21 protein-coding genes are annotated in these 23,825 nt (G+C 60.7%); 6 read left to right on the forward strand and 15 right to left on the reverse strand.

The features are described from left to right. Nucleotides 1-7: 7 nt before the first annotated feature. Nucleotides 8-988, reverse strand: coding sequence for a quinone oxidoreductase family protein (locus H8F21_RS02730; protein ID WP_203480263.1), 981 nt, complete (start codon nucleotides 986-988; stop codon nucleotides 8-10). Nucleotides 989-1,203: 215 nt separating this feature from the next. Between H8F21_RS02730 and pdxR the strand changes: the two genes are divergently transcribed. From pdxR to H8F21_RS02745, 3 genes are all read left to right on the forward strand, one after another. Further along, the gene (gene pdxR / locus H8F21_RS02735) at nucleotides 1,204-2,703 is read left to right on the forward strand and encodes a MocR-like pyridoxine biosynthesis transcription factor PdxR (protein WP_203480266.1); all 1,500 of its coding nucleotides are present in this window, start codon (nucleotides 1,204-1,206) and stop codon (nucleotides 2,701-2,703) included. Between the two features lie 112 nt (nucleotides 2,704-2,815). Continuing rightward, nucleotides 2,816-3,877: a sugar phosphate isomerase/epimerase family protein gene (locus tag H8F21_RS02740; protein WP_203583976.1), complete on the forward strand. Its 1,062-nt coding sequence runs from the start codon at nucleotides 2,816-2,818 to the stop codon at nucleotides 3,875-3,877. 32 nt (nucleotides 3,878-3,909) lie between these two features. After that, nucleotides 3,910-5,178, forward strand: a complete 1,269-nt coding sequence (locus tag H8F21_RS02745; protein ID WP_203583977.1) for an MFS transporter — start codon at nucleotides 3,910-3,912, stop codon at nucleotides 5,176-5,178. Nucleotides 5,179-5,234: 56 nt separating this feature from the next. On the opposite strand, the gene H8F21_RS02750 is transcribed toward H8F21_RS02745, so the two are convergent. Both H8F21_RS02750 and H8F21_RS02755 read right to left on the reverse strand, forming a co-directional pair. Further along, entirely contained in the window at nucleotides 5,235-7,136 is a 1,902-nt protein-coding gene (locus H8F21_RS02750; RefSeq protein ID WP_203480275.1) for a potassium transporter Kup, read from the reverse strand. A 121-nt stretch (nucleotides 7,137-7,257) separates the two neighbouring features. Beyond that, nucleotides 7,258-8,136, reverse strand: coding sequence for a Dyp-type peroxidase (locus H8F21_RS02755; protein ID WP_203480277.1), 879 nt, complete (start codon nucleotides 8,134-8,136; stop codon nucleotides 7,258-7,260). Nucleotides 8,137-8,284: 148 nt separating this feature from the next. Between H8F21_RS02755 and H8F21_RS02760 the strand changes: the two genes are divergently transcribed. Next, the gene (locus H8F21_RS02760; protein ID WP_203480278.1) at nucleotides 8,285-9,178 is read left to right on the forward strand and encodes a bile acid:sodium symporter family protein; all 894 of its coding nucleotides are present in this window, start codon (nucleotides 8,285-8,287) and stop codon (nucleotides 9,176-9,178) included. 20 nt (nucleotides 9,179-9,198) lie between these two features. Here the strand turns inward: H8F21_RS02760 and H8F21_RS02765 are convergent, their stop codons facing one another. The 5 genes from H8F21_RS02765 to H8F21_RS02785 form a co-directional block, all read right to left on the reverse strand. Continuing rightward, the gene (locus tag H8F21_RS02765; protein ID WP_203480280.1) at nucleotides 9,199-10,116 is read right to left on the reverse strand and encodes a pyridoxal-phosphate dependent enzyme; all 918 of its coding nucleotides are present in this window, start codon (nucleotides 10,114-10,116) and stop codon (nucleotides 9,199-9,201) included. A 37-nt stretch (nucleotides 10,117-10,153) separates the two neighbouring features. After that, nucleotides 10,154-10,639 carry a sterol desaturase family protein gene (locus tag H8F21_RS02770; protein ID WP_203583978.1) on the reverse strand — a complete coding sequence of 162 codons (486 nt, stop codon included), beginning with the start codon at nucleotides 10,637-10,639 and terminating at the stop codon, nucleotides 10,154-10,156. 80 nt (nucleotides 10,640-10,719) lie between these two features. After that, nucleotides 10,720-11,661, reverse strand: coding sequence for an HlyD family efflux transporter periplasmic adaptor subunit (locus tag H8F21_RS02775; protein WP_203541263.1), 942 nt, complete (start codon nucleotides 11,659-11,661; stop codon nucleotides 10,720-10,722). A 4-nt stretch (nucleotides 11,662-11,665) separates the two neighbouring features. Further along, nucleotides 11,666-11,866 (reverse strand): DUF1656 domain-containing protein, encoded by a 201-nt coding sequence (locus tag H8F21_RS02780; RefSeq protein WP_203583979.1) that lies wholly within the window; start codon nucleotides 11,864-11,866, stop codon nucleotides 11,666-11,668. After that, on the reverse strand, nucleotides 11,856-14,003 hold the full coding sequence (locus tag H8F21_RS02785; RefSeq protein WP_203583980.1) for an FUSC family protein: 2,148 nt from the start codon (nucleotides 14,001-14,003) through the stop codon (nucleotides 11,856-11,858). Before H8F21_RS02785 ends, H8F21_RS02780 begins: the two co-directional genes overlap by 11 nt. A gap of 466 nt (nucleotides 14,004-14,469) precedes the next feature. On the opposite strand from H8F21_RS02785, the gene H8F21_RS02790 reads away from it, so the two are divergent. After that, complete coding sequence (locus tag H8F21_RS02790; protein ID WP_203583981.1) at nucleotides 14,470-15,177, forward strand: MgtC/SapB family protein; 708 nt, start codon at nucleotides 14,470-14,472, stop codon at nucleotides 15,175-15,177. Here the strand turns inward: H8F21_RS02790 and H8F21_RS02795 are convergent. Beyond that, nucleotides 15,174-15,389 carry a hypothetical protein gene (locus tag H8F21_RS02795; RefSeq protein ID WP_203541260.1) on the reverse strand — a complete coding sequence of 72 codons (216 nt, stop codon included), beginning with the start codon at nucleotides 15,387-15,389 and terminating at the stop codon, nucleotides 15,174-15,176. The genes H8F21_RS02790 and H8F21_RS02795 overlap by 4 nt on opposite strands. A 192-nt stretch (nucleotides 15,390-15,581) precedes the next feature. Here H8F21_RS02795 and H8F21_RS02800 point away from each other — a divergent pair, with 192 nt between their 5' ends. Beyond that, on the forward strand, nucleotides 15,582-16,493 hold the full coding sequence (locus H8F21_RS02800; protein WP_203583982.1) for a LysR family transcriptional regulator: 912 nt from the start codon (nucleotides 15,582-15,584) through the stop codon (nucleotides 16,491-16,493). A 2-nt stretch (nucleotides 16,494-16,495) separates the two neighbouring features. Here the strand turns inward: H8F21_RS02800 and H8F21_RS02805 are convergent, their stop codons facing one another. The 6 genes from H8F21_RS02805 to H8F21_RS02830 all read right to left on the reverse strand — a co-directional run bounded on the left by H8F21_RS02805 (nucleotide 16,496) and on the right by H8F21_RS02830 (nucleotide 23,816). Beyond that, nucleotides 16,496-17,536: an ABC transporter substrate-binding protein gene (locus H8F21_RS02805; RefSeq protein WP_203541258.1), complete on the reverse strand. Its 1,041-nt coding sequence runs from the start codon at nucleotides 17,534-17,536 to the stop codon at nucleotides 16,496-16,498. A 56-nt stretch (nucleotides 17,537-17,592) separates the two neighbouring features. Continuing rightward, complete coding sequence (locus tag H8F21_RS02810) at nucleotides 17,593-18,975, reverse strand: aspartate aminotransferase family protein (protein WP_203583983.1); 1,383 nt, start codon at nucleotides 18,973-18,975, stop codon at nucleotides 17,593-17,595. A gap of 11 nt (nucleotides 18,976-18,986) precedes the next feature. Next, nucleotides 18,987-20,411: an APC family permease gene (locus H8F21_RS02815; RefSeq protein ID WP_203583984.1), complete on the reverse strand. Its 1,425-nt coding sequence runs from the start codon at nucleotides 20,409-20,411 to the stop codon at nucleotides 18,987-18,989. 64 nt (nucleotides 20,412-20,475) lie between these two features. After that, complete coding sequence (locus H8F21_RS02820) at nucleotides 20,476-21,969, reverse strand: aldehyde dehydrogenase (RefSeq protein ID WP_203583985.1); 1,494 nt, start codon at nucleotides 21,967-21,969, stop codon at nucleotides 20,476-20,478. Nucleotides 21,970-21,985: 16 nt separating this feature from the next. Further along, nucleotides 21,986-23,149 carry an acetylornithine deacetylase gene (gene argE / locus H8F21_RS02825; protein WP_203583986.1) on the reverse strand — a complete coding sequence of 388 codons (1,164 nt, stop codon included), beginning with the start codon at nucleotides 23,147-23,149 and terminating at the stop codon, nucleotides 21,986-21,988. Then, complete coding sequence (locus H8F21_RS02830; protein ID WP_203583987.1) at nucleotides 23,142-23,816, reverse strand: DUF1028 domain-containing protein; 675 nt, start codon at nucleotides 23,814-23,816, stop codon at nucleotides 23,142-23,144. The genes argE and H8F21_RS02830 overlap by 8 nt, the downstream gene beginning before the upstream one ends. Between the last annotated feature and the right edge of the window lie 9 nt (nucleotides 23,817-23,825).

Consider the following 23,825-nt stretch of genomic DNA (forward strand, 5'->3'; position numbering starts at 1 on the left):
GCCCTCTTCAGATGACGAAGATCGACGAACCGGTGGTCTTGCGCGCTTCCAGGTCACGGTGGGCCTGGACGGCATCCTGCAATGCGTAGTGCTGATTGATTTCGATCTTGATCCGGCCGCTGCTGACGTGATCGAACAGCTCACCGGCAAGGTCGGCTTTTTCCGCCGGGTCGGCGATGTAGTCGGCCAATGCCGGACGGGTCAGGTGCAACGAGCCCTTCATCGCCAGAATCTGCGGGTTGAACGGTGGGATCGGGCCAGACGCTGTACCCACGCACACCATCAGGCCGCGACGCTTGAGCGAGTCCAGGGATGCATCGAAAGTGGTTTTGCCGACGCTATCGAACACCACGTTGGCGCCCACCCCGTCGGTCAGCTCACGCACCCGCTTGGCGACGTCTTCGTGGCTGTAGTTGATGGTGTGGGTGCAACCGTGGGCCTTGGCTACTTCAGCCTTGGCATCGGTAGACACGGTGCCGATCACGTTGATGCCGAGCAGGCGTGCCCACTGCGATACGATCAGGCCGACGCCACCGGCGGCAGCGTGCAGCAAAATCGTGTCACCTGGCTTGAAGTCATACATGCGGCGCATCAAGTAGGCCGACGTCAGGCCCCGCATGGTCATGGCCGCTGCGGTTTCGAAGGCGATGGTTTCGGGCAGTTTGATCAGTGCCGCGGCGCCGATCAGGCGTTCGGTGCAATAGGCTCCGAGGGTATTGAGAAATCCGGTATAGGTCACACGGTCGCCGACCGCTACGTTGCTGACACCCTCACCGACTGCTTGCACCACGCCGGCTGCCTCCACACCCATGCCGTTGGGCATCGGGATCGGGTAGGTGCCATTGCGAAAATAGGTGTCTGCATAGTTGAGGCCAACGGCGACCTGGCGCAGGCGGACTTCGCCTGGGCCAGGTTCGCCCACCTCGGCATCCTCGTAGCGCAATACTTCGGGACCGCCGGGCTCATAGAAGCGTACGACTTTGGACATTCTTGTCACTCCAATCATCGATCTGGACGCAGTGCGTCAATTCTTGTTGATTGGACTCTATGCGCAACGTCTGCAGGGTGCTTCTCATCCGGCGACAAGGGTTTTTCATTTCATGACACGGCCTGCACCGCTGGCCGCTTACAGGGCTTTCTCGTAGGATGGCCAGGCGTGTGCCTGTCACCCTGCCCCCCTGTCACCTTGCCAGTGAGCGTCGAATGAAGTCCCCTGCCGGTTTATTGCTGTCGGGTATTGAGCTGGATCGGGAAAGTACTACCCCGCTTTACCGCCAGCTTTACCTGCAGATACGCAAACAGATTCTCACCGGACGCCTGCAGGGCGGCATTCGCTTACCGTCAACGCGTACCCTGAGCCAGGAACTGAGCCTTTCGCGCATCACCCTGCTCAACGCATTCGATCAACTGATTGCGGAGGGTTTTCTGGTTTCGCGCACCGGTGCCGGAACCTATGTCGGTAATGAATGGGATCGCTCGGAACAGGCCGACACTGCGCCACCACCCTTGCCGCCGCAGCTGTCCGAGCTCAGTCAGTCGATGCTGTCGTTACGCAGTCATCATTTTCGCGGCGTGTCGTATGCCCACTACAGCTCCGATACACCCACTTCATTTCTGCCCAGCCACGGTGCATTCGAGGCCTTCCCGCAACCTATCTGGAAGCGCCTGATCAACCGTCATTTGCAAAAACCGAGCAAGGCCCTGCTCGGCTACGGTGAACTGCTGGGCCTTGAGGGGTTGCGCCAAGCGATTGCCGAGTATGTGTTCGACGCCCGCGGCATCGACTGCAGCGCGCAGCAGGTGGTCATCGTCTCCGGCGCGCAGCAAGCCTTCAATCTGTTGGCGATGCTCTTGCTCAACCCCAATGATTCGGTGTGGATGGAGGACCCAGGGCATATCGCTGCGCGTATCGCCTTCCAGGCCCACGGGTGCCAGGTGGTACCGGTGCGTATCGATGAGCAGGGAATCGATGTGCAACAGGGCATCGCTGATGGCCCCGATGCGCGCCTGGTGTTCACCACCCCTTCGCGCCAACATCCGTTGGGAGTGACCCTCAGCCACAACCGACGTCTGGAGCTGATCGATTGGGCCGCGCGCAACCAGCGCTGGGTCATCGAAGACGATTGCGACAGCGAACTGCGCTACAGCGGTCGGCCGCTGCCGGCGCTGTTCGCCATGGACCACAGCGATCGGGTGATTTACGTCGGCACGTTCAGCAAAGTGCTGTTCCCCTCGTTGCGCCTGGGGTACGTGATTCTTCCCCAGGCGCTGGTCGAGCCGTTCTGCACCATTCGCGCGGTCATGGACCGCAGCCCACCCACCTTGCTGCAGGCCGTTACGGCCGACTTCATGAGCGAAGGCCACTTTATCGGTCATATTCGGCGCATGCGCACACTCTATCAGGCGCGTCAGCAGTGCCTGGTTGAGGTGCTTGAGCGCAGGCTCGGGCACTTCTTCAAGATTGCACCGGTAGACGCCGGCATGCATTTGATTGCCTGGTTACCGACGCACCTGGATGACCAGGAAATCGCCCGCCAACTGGCCCAGCAAGGGGTGCATACCTATGCCCTGAGCGACTACTGCTTGCAGCGCTACCTTCCCCCTGCCCTGTTGATCGGTTTTGCCGGTACCGCGCAAGACCAGGCGCACGCCAAGGTCGATGCGCTGGTAAACGCGCTCAAAACCGTGGGCCAGGCGCTGTGATCCACGGCCAGTGGTCTTAACAATTAGTTTTTAATGGATCTATCGAGTGTTCCCCACCGGCGCGATAAAGAACGCGCCGGTAGAACCGGTGCCCGCACCAGGAACGACTCGAATGAATGCTATCCAAGAACGCTTCACCCGGTTGCTCGATAACAAGACTAAAGGCGCTGCAGCGCCGGTGCTGTTGACCCGTGACCTGAGCCTGCGACTGATCGAGCGAATCGATCAGGTTCGTCTGTTCGCCCATGCCTATCCATTGCTTACCAACCTCACCCACGGGCGCCTGACGCCTTTGGACCTGCTCGATTTCGCCTACCGCCATGAGCTCAAGGGTTTGAGCCTGCACATGCTCGACGGCGAGCACAACAGCCTCTCGCAGATGAATGCCGAGCAATTGCGCGCCTTCGCCGACAAGGCTCGCCAGCTCGAACTTGAGGTTCATGTGGAAATTAGCAGCACGCTGAAAGCGGACGTCGACGCGGTGATTGCCGTGGCCAACGCCATCGGCACCCGCAACATTCGCGTGTACTCACGCTATGAGGGCACGCTGTCGCAGGTCATGGACACCATCGCCGGGGACCTGCACTATCTTGGCCAGCAGGCTGACGCGCACAACCTGTATTTCGACTTCGAACAGCATGAAGAGCTCAAGAGCGATGAAATCGCCCGTTTGCTCAAGCAGGCCAATCACCCGCGCCTGCATGCGTTGTTCGACTTCGGCAACATGATCAATGCCTGCGAGCAACCGCTGCAGGCCCTGGCGAACCTGGCACCGCACATACGCCAGGTGCACCTCAAAGGCGTGCGTGTCGTCCCCGAAGCAAACGGCTTTGGCCACTACGGCGTGCTCCAGGGCAGCGCCGAAGACGACCTGCCCAGCCCGCGCATGGTGTACGAACTGTTGATGCTCGGTGAACAGCACCCCCAGGTGATCGCCTTCATTCTCGAGCAGGAAAACCACTACATCGCTCCGGCGTTCCGCCACGTCAACGAACCTGCCGACCCCTTCATCGCCTACCGCGAAATGAGCGATACGCCCCTGCCCGCCGGCTTCACCCTCGAGCAGATGCTGGCCGGCGAACAGCGCTGGGCCAACAACCAGGTCAGCTACGTCAAGGGCCTGCTCGCTGAACTTCGCACTCTGGCCGAACTGAGCCTGGACACGCGTGGCTGACACCGCGATCCCACTACGCCTGGAGAATAACAATGACTACGCAAGACAAGGCCAAATGGTTCAAATTCCTCATACTGATCCTCGGTGGCGGCACCATTTACAAGCTCGCCAACCTTAAAGACGCGTTCTACGTTCCGATGCAGACCTTCATGGGCTTGTCCCATACAGAAATTGGCTTGCTGCTCAGTGCCAACGCCATCATCGCCACTGGCCTGTTTGTGGTGGGTGGCTTACTGGCCGACCGTTTCGACACCCGTAAACTGATCCCGCTAGGCCTGCTCGGTACCGGCGCGCTGGGCCTTTACCTGGCGACGTTCCCGCCGTACAGCGGCTTGATGATTGTGTTTTGCCTGCTGGCGGTGTGCGCCGACTGCATCTATTGGCCGGCGCTGCTCAAGGCCATTCGTGGCCTGGGCAATGACAAGGAACAGGGGCGACTGTTCGGCCTGCTTGAAGGCGGGCGCGGCGTGGTAGATACCCTTGTAGCGTTCTCGGCGCTGGGTGTGTTCATTGCCATGGGCGCCGCTGAAGCGGGCCTGAAAGCGGCGATTGTCTTCTATTCGCTGATCGACATCGGTGCTGGCGTGCTCACCTGGTTCTTGCTCAAGGGCACGCAGAGCACAACCCCCGTCGTTGCAAAGAAAAACCCACTGTCCAATCTGCTTGAAGCCATCAAGGTGCCGGCGATCTGGTTGGTCAGTTGCAACGTGTTCATGGTCTACATCGTTTATTGCGGCCTGACCTACTTCATTCCCTACCTCAAGGAAGTCTACGGGTTGCCGGTAGCGCTGGTCGGTGCCTACGGCATCATCAACCAGTACATGCTGAAGATTCTTGGCGGGCCAGCGGGTGGTTTTCTTGCCGACAAACAGTTCAGAAGCCCTAGCCGCTATCTGAAATGGGCCTTCCTGGCGCTGCTGCCAATGATGGCGATCATTCTCATGGTGCCCAAGAGCCCCGGCTACATCTACGCCGGCATGGCCGCGACGCTGTCCTTTGCCTTTATCGTTTTCTCGATGCGTGGCGTGTTCTGGGCCCCCATGGGCGAGGTGGGGATCCCTTCGCACATTACCGGATCGGCCTTCGGTATTGGCTGCCTGATCGGCTATGCCCCCGGCATGTTTGCCTACGTGGGTTACGGCGCCATTCTTGATCACTTCCCCGGGCAGCAGGGTTACAACTACGTGTTCATGACCATGATGGGCCTGGCGGCAGTGGGCTTCGTGGTTGCCGGCTTGATGCACCGATTGGTGCGCAGCAATGCACAACGTGTCGGGGTGCAGGCACACGCGGTGGTGTAAGCGAGCGCGGGGCAAGCCGCTTCTACCATTGTAGGAGCGGCTTGCCCCGCGATAAATCACATCTCCACCTGCGTCCCCAGTTCAATCACGCGGTTGAGTGGCAGGTTGAAATACTTCAGATTGCTGTTGGCGTTTTTCAACAAGAACGCAAACAGCCCCTCGCGCCAGCGTGCCATGCCCATGCGTTTGGTCGGTATCACCGTCTCGCGGCTGAGAAAATAGGTGGTCGCCATCGGGCTGAAATCCAGCTCAGGCACATGGCACAGCTGCAGAGCGGCCGGTACATCAGGCTCCTCGATAAATCCGAAGTTGAGGTTGACCCGATAGAAGCCGTCACCGAAGTCCTGCACTTCAAAGCGCTCGGACACCGGCACACGCGGACGATCCTGCGACACCACCGTCAACAGCACCACGCGCTCATGCAGCACCTGGTTATGCAGTAAGTTGTGCAACAAGGCATGCGGCACGGCGTCGGCACGGGCGGTAAGGAACACCGCCGTACCTTGCACCCGGTGGGGTGGCTGGGAGCGGATGCTGCTGATGAACAGCGGCAGCGGCAAGGCAGACTCATCCAGGCGCTCGACAATAATCTTGCGTCCACGTTTCCAGGTAGTCATGAGGATGAACAAGGCGATACCGGCAATGACCGGGAACGCCCCTCCCTGGAAAATTTTCGGCGCGTTGGCGGCAAAGTACAGACTGTCGACCACAAGGAAACTCAGCAGCAGCGGCACCGCCAGCCAGCGCGGCGCTTTCCACAACAACAGCACCACCGAGGCCGAGAGCAACGTGGTGATCAGCATGGTCCCGGTCACTGCAACACCATAAGCGGCGGCCAGGGCGCCGGAAGACTCGAAGCCGATGACCAGCAGCACCACACCGACCATCAACGCCCAGTTCACCGTGCCGATATAGATCTGCCCCTGCTCCTGGCTTGAAGTGTGCTGGATGAACATGCGCGGCACGTAGCCGAGCTGGATGGCCTGGCGGGTAAGCGAGAATGCCCCGGAGATCACTGCCTGGGAGGCAATGATGGTCGCCAGGGTGGCCAGTCCAACCATGGGCAGCAAGGCCCAGCTCGGCGCCAGTAGATAAAACGGGTTGCGCACCGCGTGCGGATCGCCAAGAATCAGTGCGCCCTGACCGAAGTAGTTGAGCACCAATCCGGGCAACACCAGCAGTATCCAGGCACGGGCAATAGGCTTGCGGCCAAAGTGGCCCATGTCGGCGTAAAGCGCCTCGGCCCCGGTCAAGGCCAGAACCACGGCCCCCAGTATGGCCACGCCGATACCCGGATGTACCACAAAAAACTGCACCGCCCACGCCGGATTGAGCGCCAACAGCACTTCCGGGCGCTGGACAATGCCATAGACACCCAGTGCGCCCAGCACACTGAACCACAGCACCATGATCGGACCGAACAATATGCCCAAGCGCGCGGTCCCGTGCTTCTGGATCAGAAACAGGCCCACCAGTACCACCAGCGCAATAGGCACCACCCAATGTTCGATACCCTCGAAGGCCAGTTGCAAGCCTTCGACTGCCGAGAGCACCGAGATCGCGGGGGTGATCATACTGTCGCCGTAAAACAACGCAGCACCGAACAAACCCAGCAGTACCAGCACCCGACTCAAACGCGGGTATGGGGCCGCCGCGCGTCGGGCCAGCGCCGTCAGCGCCATGATGCCGCCCTCGCCCTGGTTGTCGGCGCGCAACACGAACAACACATATTTGATGGTCACCACCCAGATCAGCGACCAGAACACCAGCGACAGAACGCCCAGCACACCGTCATGGTTGGCCTGCACGCCGTAATGGCCGGCGAAGACCTCCTTGAGGGTGTACAACGGGCTGGTGCCAATATCGCCATAGACCACACCGACAGCGGCGACCAGCAGGCTAAGTGAAGAGGTTTTTACGGGGGAATGGACTGTTGCGCAAGATAGGGCTTGGCTCACGGCAGGACGTCTCGGAACAAAGTACCCGGCCAGTATCGCTACAGCGGCGCGGGCGCTTCGTAAAAAGTCCGTAAAATTTTCTTACAAACGGACTTCCGGCCTCCTTCGGCCTCAACAGGGATTAGCTGAGCAAAGCGCTCAGGTCGAGCCCGTGAGCAGCCAGCGGTGGGCACCAGTAGTAGCCGCCGGTAAGTGGTCGGCTGAAGCGGTACAAGGCATCGACCACGCCATCTTCCAGGCCGCTCATGCGTCGCAATTGAACCTCAAAGGCGTCGAAGGAATGGCCAAAGGCAAGAAACGCCAGGCCCGCCCCACGCTCATCGGCCCATGGCATCGAACGACGAACGATAAACGCTTCGGGATCGAAGCTTTCCTGCGCGGTACGTTTGACGTGCGCCGATTCCGGCGCTTCTTCCAGTTCTTCGTTATCGGCTTTGCGGCGGCCAATAATGTCGTCCTGCTCGGCTTGTGGCAGTGCCTTGAAGCAATCCAGGTCATGGCGCCACAGCTGGAAGGCGGCAAAGCTCGATCCGCTCATGCCCGCAATGTCTGTCGCCAGAATGGCCGCATCGACCGCGGCGTCTTCCACCGGGTTTTCGGTACCGTCCTCATAACCGGTCAAGTCAAAACCGCTCTTGTGGCGGAAGGCATCGGTAGCCTCAACCAGCGTCAAGGCCGGCGCCAGCAGCTTTTCCAGCGCCTGGCTGAGCAACCACAGTTCACCGCGGTCTTCGCCTCGTACCCACAACCACAGGTCATGCTGGGTACACGGGTTGTCTACTGCTGCGGTCAATTGCGGAAACGCACGCAAGCCCTCGATGGAGCGGCCCAGCGCTTGCACCAGCGGCGCACCGAAACCCGCCACCACACGGCTGCCATCCACATGCTGCTGCAGCGCATCGAGGGCGCCCGCCAGTGCGGCCGGCGTGTGCAGTGTGAAAAACAGATGTCGGGCTTGAGCGGGAACGGGGGCGGCAAGAATGCCTGGCTGAAACTGCATCGCAGATATGATCCTTGAGTAAAGCGCGAATGCTACTGCTTGGGCGCGGGGTCCACAAGCGCGGCGGCTTGACGCAGGACAGGGTAAACAACACAGGCTGGATTCCTCGCCTACACTGCCGTTCATCCCCTTTTTTAGAGCCTTCGACATGACTGCATCGCCATTGCTCAGCGCATTTCTACCGCTCGCCCTGGGCTTCATCATGCTGGGGTTGGGGCTGACCTTGACCCTGGCCGACTTCGCTCGGGTGGTTAAATTCCCTAAACCCGTGGTGATCGGCCTGGCCTGCCAGATCTTGCTGTTGCCTTTTATCTGCTTTTTGATTGCCAAAGGTTTCGGCTTGGCCCCGGCCCTGGCAGTGGGCCTGATGCTGCTGGCCGCCTCGCCGGGCGGTACCACCGCCAACCTGTTCAGCCACCTGGCTCACGGTGATGTCGCCTTGAACGTGACCCTGACTGCGGTCAACTCACTGATTGCGATCCTGACCATGCCACTGTTGGTCAACCTGGCACTGGCGCACTTCATGACCGCAGACCAGGCCATCCCCCTGCAATTTGCCAAGGTGCTGCAGGTGTTTGCCATCGTGCTGGTGCCAGTAGCTGTGGGGATGCTGATTCGCCGCCTGGCACCTGGGTTCGCTGCGCGCATGGAACGACCCATGAAGATCGTTGCCGCTTTGTTCTTGCTGTTCACCGTGATTCTGGCGCTGGTCAAAGACTGGCAAACAGTCCTCGACTACGCCCCCGTAGTGGGAGGCGCAGCCTTGCTGTTCAACGTGTTGAGCCTGGGCATCGGTTATTGGCTGCCGCGCCTGCTGAAAATCCCCAAGCGCCAGGCAATTGCCATCGGCATGGAGATTGGCATTCACAACGGCACCCTGGCCATCGCCCTGGCGCTGGCCCCTTCCCTGCTCAACAACTCAACCATGGCCATTCCGGCGGCGATCTACAGTTTGATCATGTTCTTCACGGCAGCAACGTTTGGCTGGTGGGTGAGCCGCAGTCCGGAACCGGCGGCGGTGGCGGGTTTGTCCCGTGATTGATACCCGCGCCTGCCACGCAACTACGCGGTCGTGCGCCACTGGCGGATCTGGTCGATCGTCGCGGTCACACCCCCGCACACCACTACCAATACCCGCTGATAGCGCTTGAGTGTGTCGCTCGGCGCGTAGGCCAGTGCCAGAGCTGCGCCACAGGCGGGCTCCACCAGAATGCGCTGGTCTGAAAGGAAACGTTCGCACGCATCAAGCGCATCCTGGTCACTGACCACATGGCTATACACCGGGCGTTCCTGACTCCATTCAAAGGCGCGCTTACACACCTGTTTCGCTGCAAGCGAAGTGGCAACGGTCTGGACACTGTCCAACGCCACCCAGGCTTTGTGCGCCATGGCCGCCGCCAGTGATGCGGCCCCTGCGGTTTCCACCGCAAATACCGGTACATCATTCCAACCATTGCGGGCCAGGCCTTCGCACACCCCGGAAAGTAGACCTCCACCGCCAACGGCAACCACGACGGCATCGGGTTTGAAGGCGCTGGCGGCGACTTCATCGATCATGCTCGCATGACCTTGCCACAACAACGGATCATCGAAAGGATGGATATAGGCATCGTCTTCACCCAGCAGCGACAACGCCAACGCGTTGGCCTCATGCCAGGCCTTGCCGTGCACGATGACCTCAGCCTCTTCCTGGCGAATCAGCTGTTTGGCGCGCTCGGTGGTGGTTTCCGGCACTACCACGGTTACAGCAAGACCCAGGCTGCGCCCGGCGTAAGCTACGGCGATACCGGCGTTGCCGCCCGAAGATGAAACGAAACGGCGCTTGCCCTGTTTGGCATAGGTCTCGCAGGCCAGGCCAATGCCACGCAATTTGAACGAACCACTGGGCTGCAAGGCGTCCAGTTTCAACCAGATGTCCAGGCCACTGGCCAGGCTCAGCGGCCGCGATGCCAACAGCGGGGTTTCGATATGCAGGCTCATGCACGTACTCCATGTAGGGAACAGTTCCAGCCTACGCTCAAAGCGCAGGGTAATCGTGTACAGCGCTACGGCGCTTGCGCAACTGACGCTTGAGTCTGTGCATGGGCGGTGCATAGAGGAAGCCAAACGACACGCTGTTGTCCCGCCCCTTGAGCGCGTGGTGCAATAGGTGCGCCTTGTACAGGCGCTTGAGGTAACGGTTGCGAGGCAGCGGCTTGAATGGCCAGTGCCGATGCACGATGCCGTCATGGACAATCACATAGATCACCCCGAACGCCGCCACCCCAGCCCCCACCCACTGCAACGGTGCATGCCCGGCCCGGCCCACAGCCACCAGGGCAAAGGCGATCAGCGCCAGTGCCAGCAAGTAGATGTCGTTGGTTTCCAGTACGCCAAGATGGGGCTCGTGGTGCGAACGGTGCAGGAACCAGCCCCAGCCATGCATGATGTAGCGATGCGCCAGGTAACCGATAGCTTCCATGGCCGTCAGGGTGAAGAGAAAAACAGCAAGGTTGAGGATCATGGGTATATCTATCGGCGGGTGGGCACAAGCGGCCAGCAGCCTACCATTTTGCCCAACCCGACAGCAGGTTTTTCGTGATGCTATTGGCGAACGGTGACGGTGGCTGTGGTGCCGGCCCGCAGGTTGCCCTTACCGGCATAGCCGGGGTCGATTTCAATTCGCACCGGAATCCGCTGTGCCAACTTGACCCAGGTGTAGCTCGGGTTGACGTTGGCCAGCAAGCGGCTGCCAGGGACGTTCTCTCGGTCGGTAATGGCATAGGCAATGCTCTGCACCTTGCCGTCGAATTGCTCGCCACTCATCAGGGCAATCTGCACCGTATTGCCAATCTGAATACGCGGCAGCTTGGTTTCCTCGAAATAGCCGCTGACGTAAAACGAAGCACTGTCCACCAACGCCATCAACGGGCTCCCGGCACTGGCGTAATCACCCTGGCGGGTCAGCAGGTTGGTCACGTAGCCACTGACCGGCGCATAGATTCGGGTACGCTGCAAATCCAGTTCGGCCTGGGTCAATGCCGCGGTTGCCAACTGCACGTTGGCACTGGCCAGGCTCAAGTTGGCCTGGCCGCGCAGCAGTTCAGCCTGGGCAACCGCGACGTCAGTACTGGCCTTTTCCCACTCCTCACCGGAGATCGCAGCGCTCTGCTTCAAGGTACGCCGACGCAGTTCCTCGCTCTGGCGCTGCTTGAGCAACGCCTGGTTGGCAATGATCGCCGCCTGGGCCAAGCCCTCGCTGGCCCGATTAACCTCGATGGCACGGCGGGCGTGTTCCACCGCCAGGGCATAACGCTCTGGATCGATCTCCAGCAGCAGCTCGCCTTTTTCCACGTGCTGGTTATCTGCCACGCGCAGCGCGACGATGCGCCCGGAAACATCGGCCGAGAGCGTCACCACGTCGGCCCGCACCCGTGCATCGCGGGTCCAGGGTGCGCGGGTGTAGTGCTCCCAGGCGAACCAGCCCAATACCAGCGCCAGCACCACGATTGCCAGGGTCGACGCCTGGGCGACAAGTTTTTTCACTGGTTCAGCTCCCCATGAACAGGATGATCAAGGCACAAATACAGCTGTACAAAGCCCCCTCGAACAACGCCGGATGCCACACCCTCTGCATCATGCCAAGACGCTGCAGCAGCCACAGCAAAGCGAATAACAGCGGCATGGCTAGAATCAGGGCCTGGGCGATCGGCGGCAGATAGACACCACCCACTTCGAAATCAATGGGCAAGGGCAGGCTCTCCTTCGGCAGCAGGATCCAGATAAGTGCTGTAGTGACGCAGAAATCCGCCGATCACCAACAGTGCGACGCGAATGCGAAACAGTGAACGCAACTGCTCGGGCGCTGCGTGAAACTGCTCGTTGTGCAGGGCATCCAATTCCTCTCCCAGCGTCTGCAGGGTATCGAGCAGCACCGACAGTTGCCCTTGGGTTCGTCCGGCAACGTAGCGACCGGTATTGCGCAACACGTGCGCCAGGCGTGCGCGGGTGTCGTCCGCTAGCAGTAGGTTAGCCTGGCTCTGCTCCTGCAACTGACGCAGGGCAACCCCCAGGGCCATACAGGCCAGGTTGACCTCGAACAAAGCTTTGGAACGGGCATCCTGCGTTGCCGGCAACAACCCAAGAATCAGCGTCAGGCGGTCGACCATGCGGCTTTCGAAGGCAAACTGGCGCTCGTCGGAATTAGGCCCCTTGAGCAAGGCGTAGACCTGCTCGCGGGTTTCACGAAACAGTCGTTCTATACGCAGGGTAGGATTGAACGGGAACAACCAGGCGTAGACCAGCAACGACGCCACGCCGCCACAGATATAGGCGCCGGCAAACTCGAACCACTCAATAGCAGTGTTCTGCCAGACCCCGATATTCTGCGGGCCGAACAGGAGAAAACTCGACAAGCCCAGGCCCATGCCGATGCCCGCCGTCATTGGCGTCGACAGGCCCACCGCAACCACGTACAGCAATGGCAGCAGCAACAGCGCAAGCATCTCGAAATCGACCACCTGCGGTATCAGCCAGAACTGGTACAACGCCGACACCAGCAGCGCCAGGCCCAGGCCGCGCATGTAGTTTTGCGCAGCCATCAACGGGCGCGGGAATGTCGCCATCAACGAGCAAAGAATACCGACCAGAATCATTCCGGCGCGCGCCCCGTCCCATGCTGTTTCGATCCAGATCAACCCGGCGACGACCAGCGCGCAAAAGGCGCGGCTGGCGTTCATTGCCGCCAGGCGAAAGTCCAGGTGCAAAGGGTTGGTGCGCGGCTGACGGTACAGGCAATCGCCGGTACGGCCTTCCTGGATCGCGTCACTCAGCTCAAGCATTTCGCCCAACTGTTCGAGCAGACGCGCCTGCTCCCAGCGCAGTGCCCAGGCCAGGGAGCGCAACGTTGCCGGCAGGTCCTGCTGCAACTGCTCGGCTTGCAGGGCTGCCTGGTCAAAGCGCCGTTGCAGCGCGCTGAAGTGCTGGCGGGCAATGGCCGGCATGGCCCTGCCCTGTTGCGCCAACAGGTCGAGAAAGGCCAGTTCGTCGTCGAGTAACTGGTTGATGAAGTCGGGGTAAGCGCCCTGCCAGCGTTCGGCGATCATCATTTTCTGGTTGCGCAACACGGTCAGGCGCGAGCTCAGCAGTACCAGTTGGTTGCCGAGTAACTGCACCAGGCCGTTAGCGCCACGCAGGTGCGGCGCATCGAAATAGAGGTGCCGACGCAGCCCTTCCAGGGCGCTGATTTCACCGAGGATCTGCATTTGTCGCTGGCTGAAAGCCTCTGCGCCTTCCTCGCCGCGAATGGCTGCTGCGGCATGCGCAGCCATCAGCTTGATGAGATTGTCGACCTTGGCAAAATAGCCGGCGGTGACCGCCTGGGGCCGGGCACTGATCAGGCTGACGACACACACGCAGGCCACCGCCAGCAAGGTTTCGGTCACCCGGGTAATGGCCAGCATCAGGGTGTTGCCTTGCTCGGGAATTGCCAGCATGGCCACCACTACGGCGGTAAAACCGCTGAGTACAAAGGCATGGGAGCTTGTATAGCGCAGCAAGGTACCGCCGGCCGTACACAGCGCCAGCCACAGCGCCAGGGTCACTAAGAATGGCAGCGGCGCCTGGGGGAACAGTGCCATGATCAGCACCGCCACGGCCGCCCCTACCGTGGTACCCACCACTTGGGCAAAGCTGCGTTGCAAGGTCATGCCACCCAGCGGCTGGCTGACGATGAACACCGCCATGATCGACCATTTGGGTTGGTCGAGGTCGAAAATGAAGGCCAGGTATAGCGTCAGCAGGCAGGCTACGATGGTTCGCAACGCAAAGCGGAAGGTCTCCGCGCTTGGGTGCAGCACCATCTTGAAATAGTTGATCAGTGGCTGCATACCGCGCCCTCGCCTCGCCGTGCTGGATACCTTAGCCACTGCCGCGGGCCGGGAAAAGACACAATGGCACGTTGCAGAGTTGCAAATCTGGAACAGCGACACGCCGGGCGCTCTAAAACAATTGTCATGAAAACAGCCTTGACCCCACCCCTTTTGAACGTTAGTTTCTCGCCCGCATTTTTGCATGCCTATACAGGAGTCCTGCATTGGACAGTTGCCCTGGTCGATTGCGACAGGTTCACACGGCGCGCTAGTTCAGCAGACTCTTTCTGCCACTGCCCTGCCGTTCATGGTGGTCAGTGGCGCCTCGCATCCTGTGTGGATGACGACGCTTCATTTTCCCTCCCTGCTTACCCGCCACGCCGATGTGTGGCTGTGGTTAGTGACCCTTCGCAATCCATTCGTTCACACCCGCGTCGAAGAATTCGATGCTTTGCGGCGCTGTGCCGTGAATTCGAGGTTTGTCATGGATTGGAAAGTATTTCTTCTGCGCGTAACCGTCGCGCTGGTATTGGGCGCCCTGATCGGCGCTGAACGTCAACTGCGCCAGCGCCTCACCGGCCTGCGCACCAACGCCCTGGTCAGTACCGGTGCCTGCCTGTTCGTGCTGATGACCCAGGCCGTGCCGGGCATGGCCGCAACCGATGCCTCACGCATCGCCGCTTACGTGGTGTCGGGTATCGGCTTTCTGGGGGGTGGGGTGATCATGCGTGATGGCCTGAACGTACGCGGCCTTAATACCGCCGCAACCCTGTGGTGCACGGCGGCTATTGGCGTGCTCTGCAGCATGGGCCTGCTACTGGAGGCAGCGCTTGGCAGTTGTGTGGTGCTGTGTGCCAACATCTTGCTGCGTGACATCTCCCAACGTCTGAACCATCAGGAAGTGCTGCCGGCCAATGAAGCTGAGCAGCGATTTGAAGTGCGCATTACCTGCCGCGCCGAAGACGAAATCCAGGTGCGCAGCCTGATGCTGCACAGCTTCGGCAGTGATGGTCTGCGGTTGCAGTCGTTGCACAGTGAAGACTTGGCCAACCCCGCCAAGCTGGAGGTTCGCGCCGAACTGCTGGGCAGCCCTGATGCACCGACCCAGCTGGAACGTCTGGTCAGCCGGGTCAGCCTGGAAAAAGGTGTCAGCTCTGTGCGCTGGCAGGTGCAAGAGCTGACTGTCGACTAGCGACGTTCATCCGACAACGGAGTGGGCTGGTCAGGGTCCGGCAGATTGGTTTCACCATCCGGAGCATCGGGCAGGCGCTCGATGTCTTGTGGATGCTCCTGGCGCTGCCGGTCACCCTCGACGTTGGGGTCGGTAACCGGGTCGTGTTCACGTTGTGGATTGTTCAGCGGGTCTTTCCACAGTGGATCATCTTCAGGGCGTTGCTGGCTCATGGCAGATACCTCATGAATACGGCCCGGAAAAAAGCCGAACCGTAAGCGTTGGAGGGTGCTCGCTTCACCGCGTGCCTTCGAGGCGATCAACGGTTGCCCAGCGAAAATATCCTCAGTGCCCAGTAAAATCCGCTGCAGAGGCCCGGACCCGACGCGGTACCCTGTAGCAAAATAATCAGCCAGAGGTGCACTGTGGCGTCCTATACCTTGCGTCAGTTGAAGTATTTCGTCACTACCGTGGAGTGCGGCAGCGTTGCTGAAGCATCGCGCAAGCTTTACATCGCACAGCCGTCGATTTCAACGGCAATCAAAGGCCTGGAAGACAGTTTTGGTGTGCAGTTGTTCATCCGCCATCATGCCCAGGGTGTTTCGCTTACGCCCGGTGGCGCGCGCTTCTACCGCAAGGCCCAGGAACTGCTGCGCATGGCCCGGGAGTTCGAGCAAAACGCCCTAGCCGACAACGATGTGGTCTGCGGCCAAATCGACATCGGTTGTTTCGAGACAGTCGCCCCGCTCTACCTGCCGCGCTTGATCAAAGGCTTTCACCAGCGCTTCCCCGGCGTCGAGATCCGCTTGCAGGACGGCGAGCAACAGGAACTGGTGCAAGGCCTGACCGGAGGGCGCTTCGACCTGGCGATCTTCTACGACCACGACCTGGACAGCACCATCGAAACCGAAGCATTGATGGCGCCGCAACGCCCCTACGCGCTGCTGCCGGTTGGTCACCGCTTCGCCGAACAGGCGCAGGTGTCGCTACGCGACTTGGCACTGGAACCCATGATTCTTTTGGATGTACAGCCCAGCCGCACCTATTTCGTCAGCATCTTCGAAGAATTGGGCCTGACCCCGAACATCGTCTTCAGCTCACCTTCGATTGAAATGGTCCGCGGTATGGTCGGCCAGGGCTTCGGCTTTGCGGTGCTGGTAACCCGCCCGCACACGACCAGCACCTACGACGGGCAAGCGCTGGTCTGTGTGGAACTGGTTGAAGATGTCACCGGCTCCGGCCTGGTTGCAGGCTGGTTGAAACGTGCGCAGCTGACCAAGCCTGCGCAGTTGTTTGTCGATTACTGCAAGGAACAGTTCGCCGCCTGGCTAAGCTGAGATCAGCGCGCCGCCCAGGCATTGAAGCGCTGTTCCAGTTCCTCGCCATGGTCGACCCAAAACGCTGCATCGACCGCCTGCGCCTGGGCCAGGTTGGCCTGGGCCGTCGGCAGCTGTTGCTGGACAGCCTCCGGCAACAGTTTCAGCGCATCGCGATGCACCGGCCCATAGGGGATCTCTTGCGAGAACACCTTTTGTGCCTGCGGCTGGCTGGCGAAGGCAATGAAGTCTTCGGCCAACGCCTTGTTCGGTGTGCCTTTAACCACTGCCCAATATTCCGGATCGTAGAGGCTTTGCGGCCAGACGATACCGAGCTTCATGCCTTCCTTCTGCGCCGAGGCGATACGCCCGTTGTAGGCTGCGCTCATGACGACGTCGCCGGCGATCAACCACTGCGCAGGTTGCGCTCCTGCCTCCCACCACTGGATATTGCCTTTGATCTGATCGAGTTTGGCAAAGGCGCGGCTTACCCCTTCAGGCGTTGCCAGCACTTCATATAACTGCTCGCGCTTTACGCCATCAGCAAGCAAGGCGATTTCCAGCGTGTATTTGGCGCCCTTGCGCAAGCCGCGTTTGCCGGGAAACTCACTGACATTCCAGAAGTCCGCCCAGGATGTCGGCGCCTTGGCCAGTTTGTCGTGATCGTAGGCCATCACCATCGACCATACATAGGTGGCCACCCCACACTCGCTCAGGGTGCCCGGTACGAACTGCGCAGGGTCGCCAAAACGTGCCGGGTCCAGGCGCTCGAACAGCCCTTCGTCGCAACCGCGCAGCAACTCTGGACTTTCCACCTCGACCACGTCCCAACTGGTATGGCCGACATCGACCATGGCTTTGATTTTCGACAGCTCACCGTTGTATTCACCCGCTACGACGCGTCCTGCACCGCTGGCGTTGAAGGGTTGGAAGTAGGCTTTGTCCTGGGCCTGTTTGGTAGCACCACCAAAAGAAATGACCGTCAGGTTCTGTGGCGCGGCCTGGACAGCACCGCACAGCAGAACCAGGGCAAAGGGAACACTGCAACGCAAGGATCTGGACATGGATCTGTTCCTCTTATTAGATGCCGGCTCGCCCGTACGAGCCGGCGCACGGGGCTCTACAGCAAACCGTATTCGCGTGCGGTGCGGTCTACGGCTATTCGGGTTTTGTCGACCAGCTCATCGATTTCGGCTTTGCCAGCGACCAGCGCCGGGGCCATGATCATGCGGCCCAGGGTCGAGCGAATGATCAGGCCCTCTTCGAAGCCGATGGTGCGGCAGCGCCAGGCCATGTCGTTCTCATTGGCAAAACGTTTGCGGCTGGCTTTGTCTTCGGCGAACTGCAGCGCCGCCACCAGACCGGCGCCCTGAACTTCGCCAATCATTGGGTGATTACCGAACACTTCGCGCAGGCAGCTCTGCAGGTACGGACCGGTTTGCTGCTTGACCCGGGTAACAATGCCCTCGTCGCGCAGGGCCTTGAGGTTGGCGATCGCTACCGCCGCAGCCACCGGGTGCCCGGAATAGGTCAGGCCGTGGGCGAATACCCCGCCCTGCTCTACCAGTACCTGGGCCATGCGTTTGGACAGGATCAGGCCGCCCATGGGGATGTAGCCGCTGGTCAAGCCCTTGGCGATCGACAGGGTGTCGGGCTCGAAACCGAAGTATTCATGGGCGAACCACTCACCGGTTCGGCCAAAACCACCGATCACTTCGTCGGCGCACAGCAGCACGTCGTATTGACGGCAGATGCGTTGGATTTCTGGCCAGTAGCTTTCTGGCGGGAAGATCATCCCGCCGGCCCCCTGGAAGGGTTCAGCGACAAAGGCGGCAACGTTTTCGGCACCCAGTTCGAGAATCTTTTCTTCCAGTTGACGCGCTGCCCGCAGGCCGAATTCTGCTGGGGTGAGGTCGCCTTCGTGGGCGAACCAGTACGGCTCGTCGATGTGCGCAACATCCGGGATGACCCCGCCCATGTCGTGCATGAATTTCATCCCGCCCAGTGCAGTGGCGCCCAGGGTCGAGCCGTGGTAGCCGTTCCAGCGGCCAATCATGATTTTCTTCTGTGGCTTGCCAAGAATCTGCCAGTAGCGGCGTACCGTGCGGATCAACACCTCGTTGGCCTCGGAGCCGGAGTTGGTGTAGATGGCATGGCTGTAGTGGTCCGGCAACAGGCTGAACAACAGCTCAGAGAGTTCGACCACCGCCGGGTGTGTGGTGTGGAAGAACATGTTGTAGTACGGCAGTTGTTCAAGTTGCTGGGTGGCTGCAGCAGCCAGGTCCTTGCGGCCATAGCCGAGGTTGGTGCACCACAGGCCCGACATGCCGTCCAGGTAGCGCTTGCCGTCGTTGTCCCAAAGTGCCAGGCCTTCGCCGCGAACGATTACCCGCGGACCTTCTTCGTTCAGGGCTTTCTGGTCGAGAAACGCATGAATGTGGTGCGCCGCATCCAGGGCCTGGTAGTCGCTGGTGCTACGGTCGGTTTTCACTTGAGTGGTCATTGCGTGTCTCCTTATTGATTTTTATCGTTGCCAGCCACAAGCGCGCTTTGCAGCGGTTCTGGCTTGAACAGGGGTTTGCCCATCACACACTTGATCCACAGCACCGCGATGATCGAAACGATCAGCAGCACCAGGCCAGCGTAGGCGAAGATCGAGAAGGTCATTTCCGGGCTTGGCGAAACGTTCCAGATCGCAAAGAGCATGCCGGCGATACCGAACAACTGCGGCAACGGGTAGAACGGCGTGCGGAACGGCCGATGCACCTGCGGATAGCGGCGGCGCAAGGCGATGACGTTGATGTGGGTAACGATGTAGGCCAACAACCACGCTAGAGCCGCGGCCAGCAGCAGCTGATTGATTGCGTCTGGATGGTCGTGCATCAGCAACAGCGGCAAGCCGGTGATTGCCGCGACGAACAGCACCGCGACCCAAGGCGCACCGGTGCGTTTGCCCTGGCGCTTGAGAATGCCGAAGGCCTGGCCGTTGCACGCCATGCCGAACAGCATGCGCGGAATGGCTGCCAGTGAGCTGTTCAAGGTACTGCAGGTTGCCGTGATGGCTGCGGTGACCAGAAATACCTTGCCGGTTTCACCGAACACCGTGGTGGCGAACAGATAATGCGGCAAGCCGTTGCTGGCGAGTTCTGCCTGCGGCACGGTGAGCAACGCGCCCAACGCATACAAGGCAATGATCACGAAGATAACGGTCAGGCCGAGCATCATCGACCCGGGAATATTGCGCTCCGGGCGACGTGTTTCTTCCACCAGCGGGCAGACGAACTCGGCGCCGACAAACCCCCACACAGCCATTGCCGTCAAGGCGATCACACCCAGGCCCATCGGGTTCCAGCCGGCGCTTTCGAACAGGCTTGGGTTGGGTGGGACGATATCGCTGTTCATCGCGCTCAGGCCCATGACCAGCAACACCACGACCATGACCACCGCCAACACCGTTTGCAGTCGGGCGAAGATATCGATGTTGAACAGGTTGAGCACGGTGAACAGCGCCAGCACGCCAAGGGCTACGGTCAGCGGTGGCATCGAGTGCGGATACACCTTGTCGATGATGAACTCCATCAGCAGCAGCTCTGCCGACAGCGCGAACATTGCCACCACCACGTACCCCGAAAACGTCGCGAGGATTGCCGGAAACTGGCCGATGGCGACTTCTGTGTAGCTACTCAGGCTGCCTGCGCGGGGAATCATCAAGGCCAGCTCCGAGAATGAGCAGGCGTAGCTCAGGGCCAACAGCCAGGCCAGCGCCAGGGGAATGATGAAGCCCGCCCCGGCGATGCCGACGCCCTGCAGCATCAGCACCATCACCCCTTGCGAAACGACCAGGCCGATGGCTACGGCCAACAAGGCGGTCAGGCCAAGTTTCTTTCTACTCGCAGGCGGCGCCAGGGCGCCTGCGGACACGCTTGCATGGGTATTCATCGATTGCTCCGTTTTTAGTTTTATTTGGAGATATTTCGCAGCGCAAGGCGGCACACACAGGTCCTCAGCCGCGCAGTTGAATCCAGGTGGTTTTCAATTGGGTGTACTTGTCGAATGAATGCAGTGACAGGTCGCGGCCAAAGCCCGACTGCTTGCCGCCCCCGAAGGGCACGGTCACATCCAGGGCATCGACGGTATTGACCGAGACGGTGCCGGCATTCAAGCGCCGCGCTACGCGAAGCGCGCGGTTAAGGTCATCGCTCCACACCGAGGCTGCCAGCGCGTAAATGTGGTCGTTGGCCAGCGCGACGGCCTGGTCTTCGTCGTCAAACACGCTAACCGCCAGTACCGGGCCAAACACCTCTTCGCGGGCCAGGGTCATGTCGGCCGTCACGCCGGTGAAAATCGTTGGCACGATGAAGTTGTCCGAGCCGTCAACACTCAACTGGTGGCCGCCGCAGACCAGTTGCGCACCCTCTCCTTGAGCTTGCTCGATGTACTGCATGATGCGTTGCGCCTGCTTGGCATCGACAATCGCCCCCGCGCTGCTGGCCGGGTTCAATGGGTTACCGGGTTGCCACTTGCCAGCTTTGTCGATCAAACGCTGAATGAACGCATCGGCAATCGAGCGCTGTACCAGCAGGCGCGAGTTGGCCGAGCACACTTCACCCTGGTTGAAGAAAATCCCGAATGCCGCCTTTTCCGCCGCCAGATCCAGGTCCTGGCAATCGGCAAACACCAGGTTTGCACTTTTGCCACCGCACTCCAGCCATACCTGCTTGAGGTTCGACTGCGCGGCATACTGCATGAAGTACTTGCCGACCTCGGTCGAGCCGGTAAACACCAGCGCATCGACATCCATGTGCAGGCCAAGGGCGCGACCGGCCTCCTCGCCCAAACCGGGTATAACGTTGAGTACCCCCGCAGGGATACCCGCCTCAAGCGCCAGTTCGGCCAGGCGCAAGGCCGAGAACGGCGACTGTTCTGCCGGCTTGAGCACCACACTGTTGCCGGCAGCCAAGGCTGGGGCCAGCTTCCAGGCGGCCATGTCCAGCGGGAAGTTCCACGGCACCACGGCAGCGATCACGCCCAGCGGTACGCGGGTGATGGTCGCCAGGGCGTTACTGGCGGTTGGCGCGACCTGATCGTAGAGCTTATCGAGGCTTTCGCCGTACCAGGCGAATACATGGGCGGCACCGGGTACGTCGATGTTCCACGCATCCATTACCGGCTTGCCCATGCTCAATGAGTCGAGCAAGGCCAGTTCGTCACGGTGTTCGAGCATCAGTTGCGACAGCTTAAGCAATACCGCCTTACGCTCACCGGGCGCCATTCTTGCCCAGGGTCCCTGCTCGAACGCACGACGGGCGCATGAAACCGCCAGGTCCACTTCCGTCTGACCGCAGGCAACTACACGCGCCAGCACCGCATTAGTAGCCGGGTTGATGACCTCGAAGCGCTCGCCGCTTTGCGCCTGACAAGGCTGGCCGTCAATCAACGCTGTGTCGATCAAACGTTGTTGTCCTGCCAGCGTTGTCCATTGATTGAAATCGTTCACCGCAAACTCCTTATCGTTATCGGGTGTTGCAGAGGTAGGCTGCCAATCGGTCCATCAGCCGGTCGCAGGCTGCCATTTGCTCGACGCTGACAAACTCGTCGGGCTTGTGTCCTTGCTCCATGCTGCCTGGACCGCACACCACGGCAGGAATACCGGCCTGATCGAACAAGCCGCCCTCCGTGCCAAAGGCCACGGTGCTGAATGCATCGCTGCCGCACAGTTGGGCAATGAGCTGGGCTGCGGCGCTTTGCGGCGCGGTCGCCAGGCCCGGATAGGCCGAGATGGCTTCAAAACGGATGGAGGTATCGGCATTGACCGCCTGCATGGCAGGCAACAGCGCCTGCTCGGCATAGGTTTGCAGTTCATCCAGCACCCCTTGCGGCTCGAAAGCAGGCAAGGCGCGCACCTCAAAGTCGAAGCGGCAGTCAGCTGGAACAATGTTCAAGGCTGTACCGCCCTGAATCACCCCGACCTGGACCGTGGAGTACGCCGGGTCAAAACGTTCATCGTGGTGTTCTGGCGCAGCCAGGCGCTGACCGATTTCGCCCAGGCGCCCGATCAGCCGCGCAGCCTGCTCGATGGCATTGACGCCGTATGGCGCGTAGGCCGAATGGCACGGTGCGCCATGCACATGGCAACGCATGGCCAACTTGCCCTTGTGCCCTAGTACCGGTTTGAGCTCGGTAGGCTCGCCGATCAGGCACAACGCCGGTTGGGCGATGCGCTGTGGCAATGCGTCCAGCAGGCTACGCACGCCCAGGCAACCCACCTCTTCGTCATAAGAAAAAGCCAGGTGCACCGGACGGCGCAGCGGGCTGGCGAGAAACACCGGGACGGCAGCCAGCACCGAGGCCAGATAGCCTTTCATGTCTGCCGCACCCCGGCCGTAAAGCTTGCCGTGCTGTTCAGTCATGGCGAACGGCTCGACCGTCCAGGCCTGACCCTCCACCGGCACCACATCGGTGTGTCCTGACAGCACCACGCCACCTTCCACTGCCGGCCCGATGCTGGCCAGCAGGTTGGCTTTGCTGCGCTCGGCGTTGTAGATCAGCTCGCAGCTGACCCCCAGGCCTTGCAGGTAGTCACGCACGAACTCGATCAAGGCAAGGTTCGAATCACGACTGACCGTGGCAAAGCCGATGAGCTTGGCCAGCAAGGCGCGACTGCGCAGCTCACTCATCGCCCGGCACTCCGTAACTCGGTGCCAAGGTCGGATTGAGGGCGCGGGTCAGGTAGTCCTGCAGTTGCGGTTGATAGGCAGCCCAGAGCGCGTGCAGTTCGCCAATGGGATTTTCCTCGGCCCAGTCCACGCGCAGATCGACGATGGGCCATACCAACTCGTCCACCACCGACATGGCTGCCGAATGCACCGCTCCGGCTTCGCCACCGGCGTCCTGACCGGCTTGCAACGCTGCTAGCAAACGCGCCGCCAGGCAGCCTTCACTGCTTTCGAACACTGCAACCATGCGTTCGATCACGCCACGATTGGCCAGCAAGTTGCCGGCCGCGACACACTGCTCACCCGCCAGGGCATTGTGGGTGCCGAGGGTGTGGTTGCCGCTGAATACAGCCGTGCGGCCCTGGGCATCGACAACCGCAACCTGACGATATTGGCTGTAACCGTTGCGGGTCAGCGCATGATCGAGCGCCTGCTGAGGCGTCAAGCCTTCGCCCAGCGCGTCCAGTACTTGTGGGCCAAGGGCTGGCAGGGTGATGTTCTGGCTCGAGACCGCGCCTACCCCGGAGCGCATCCAGGGACAACGCGCACCCACGGCAATACTCGATGAACTGATCGCGATGCCGAGCTGCCCGGTTTCAGCACAACGGCCGACGATGGAAAAGGTCATGGCGCACGC

Origin of the sequence: Pseudomonas arcuscaelestis (assembly GCF_016881005.1) — a bacterium.
In the GTDB taxonomy this organism is placed as follows: Bacteria; Pseudomonadota; Gammaproteobacteria; order Pseudomonadales; family Pseudomonadaceae; genus Aquipseudomonas; species Aquipseudomonas arcuscaelestis.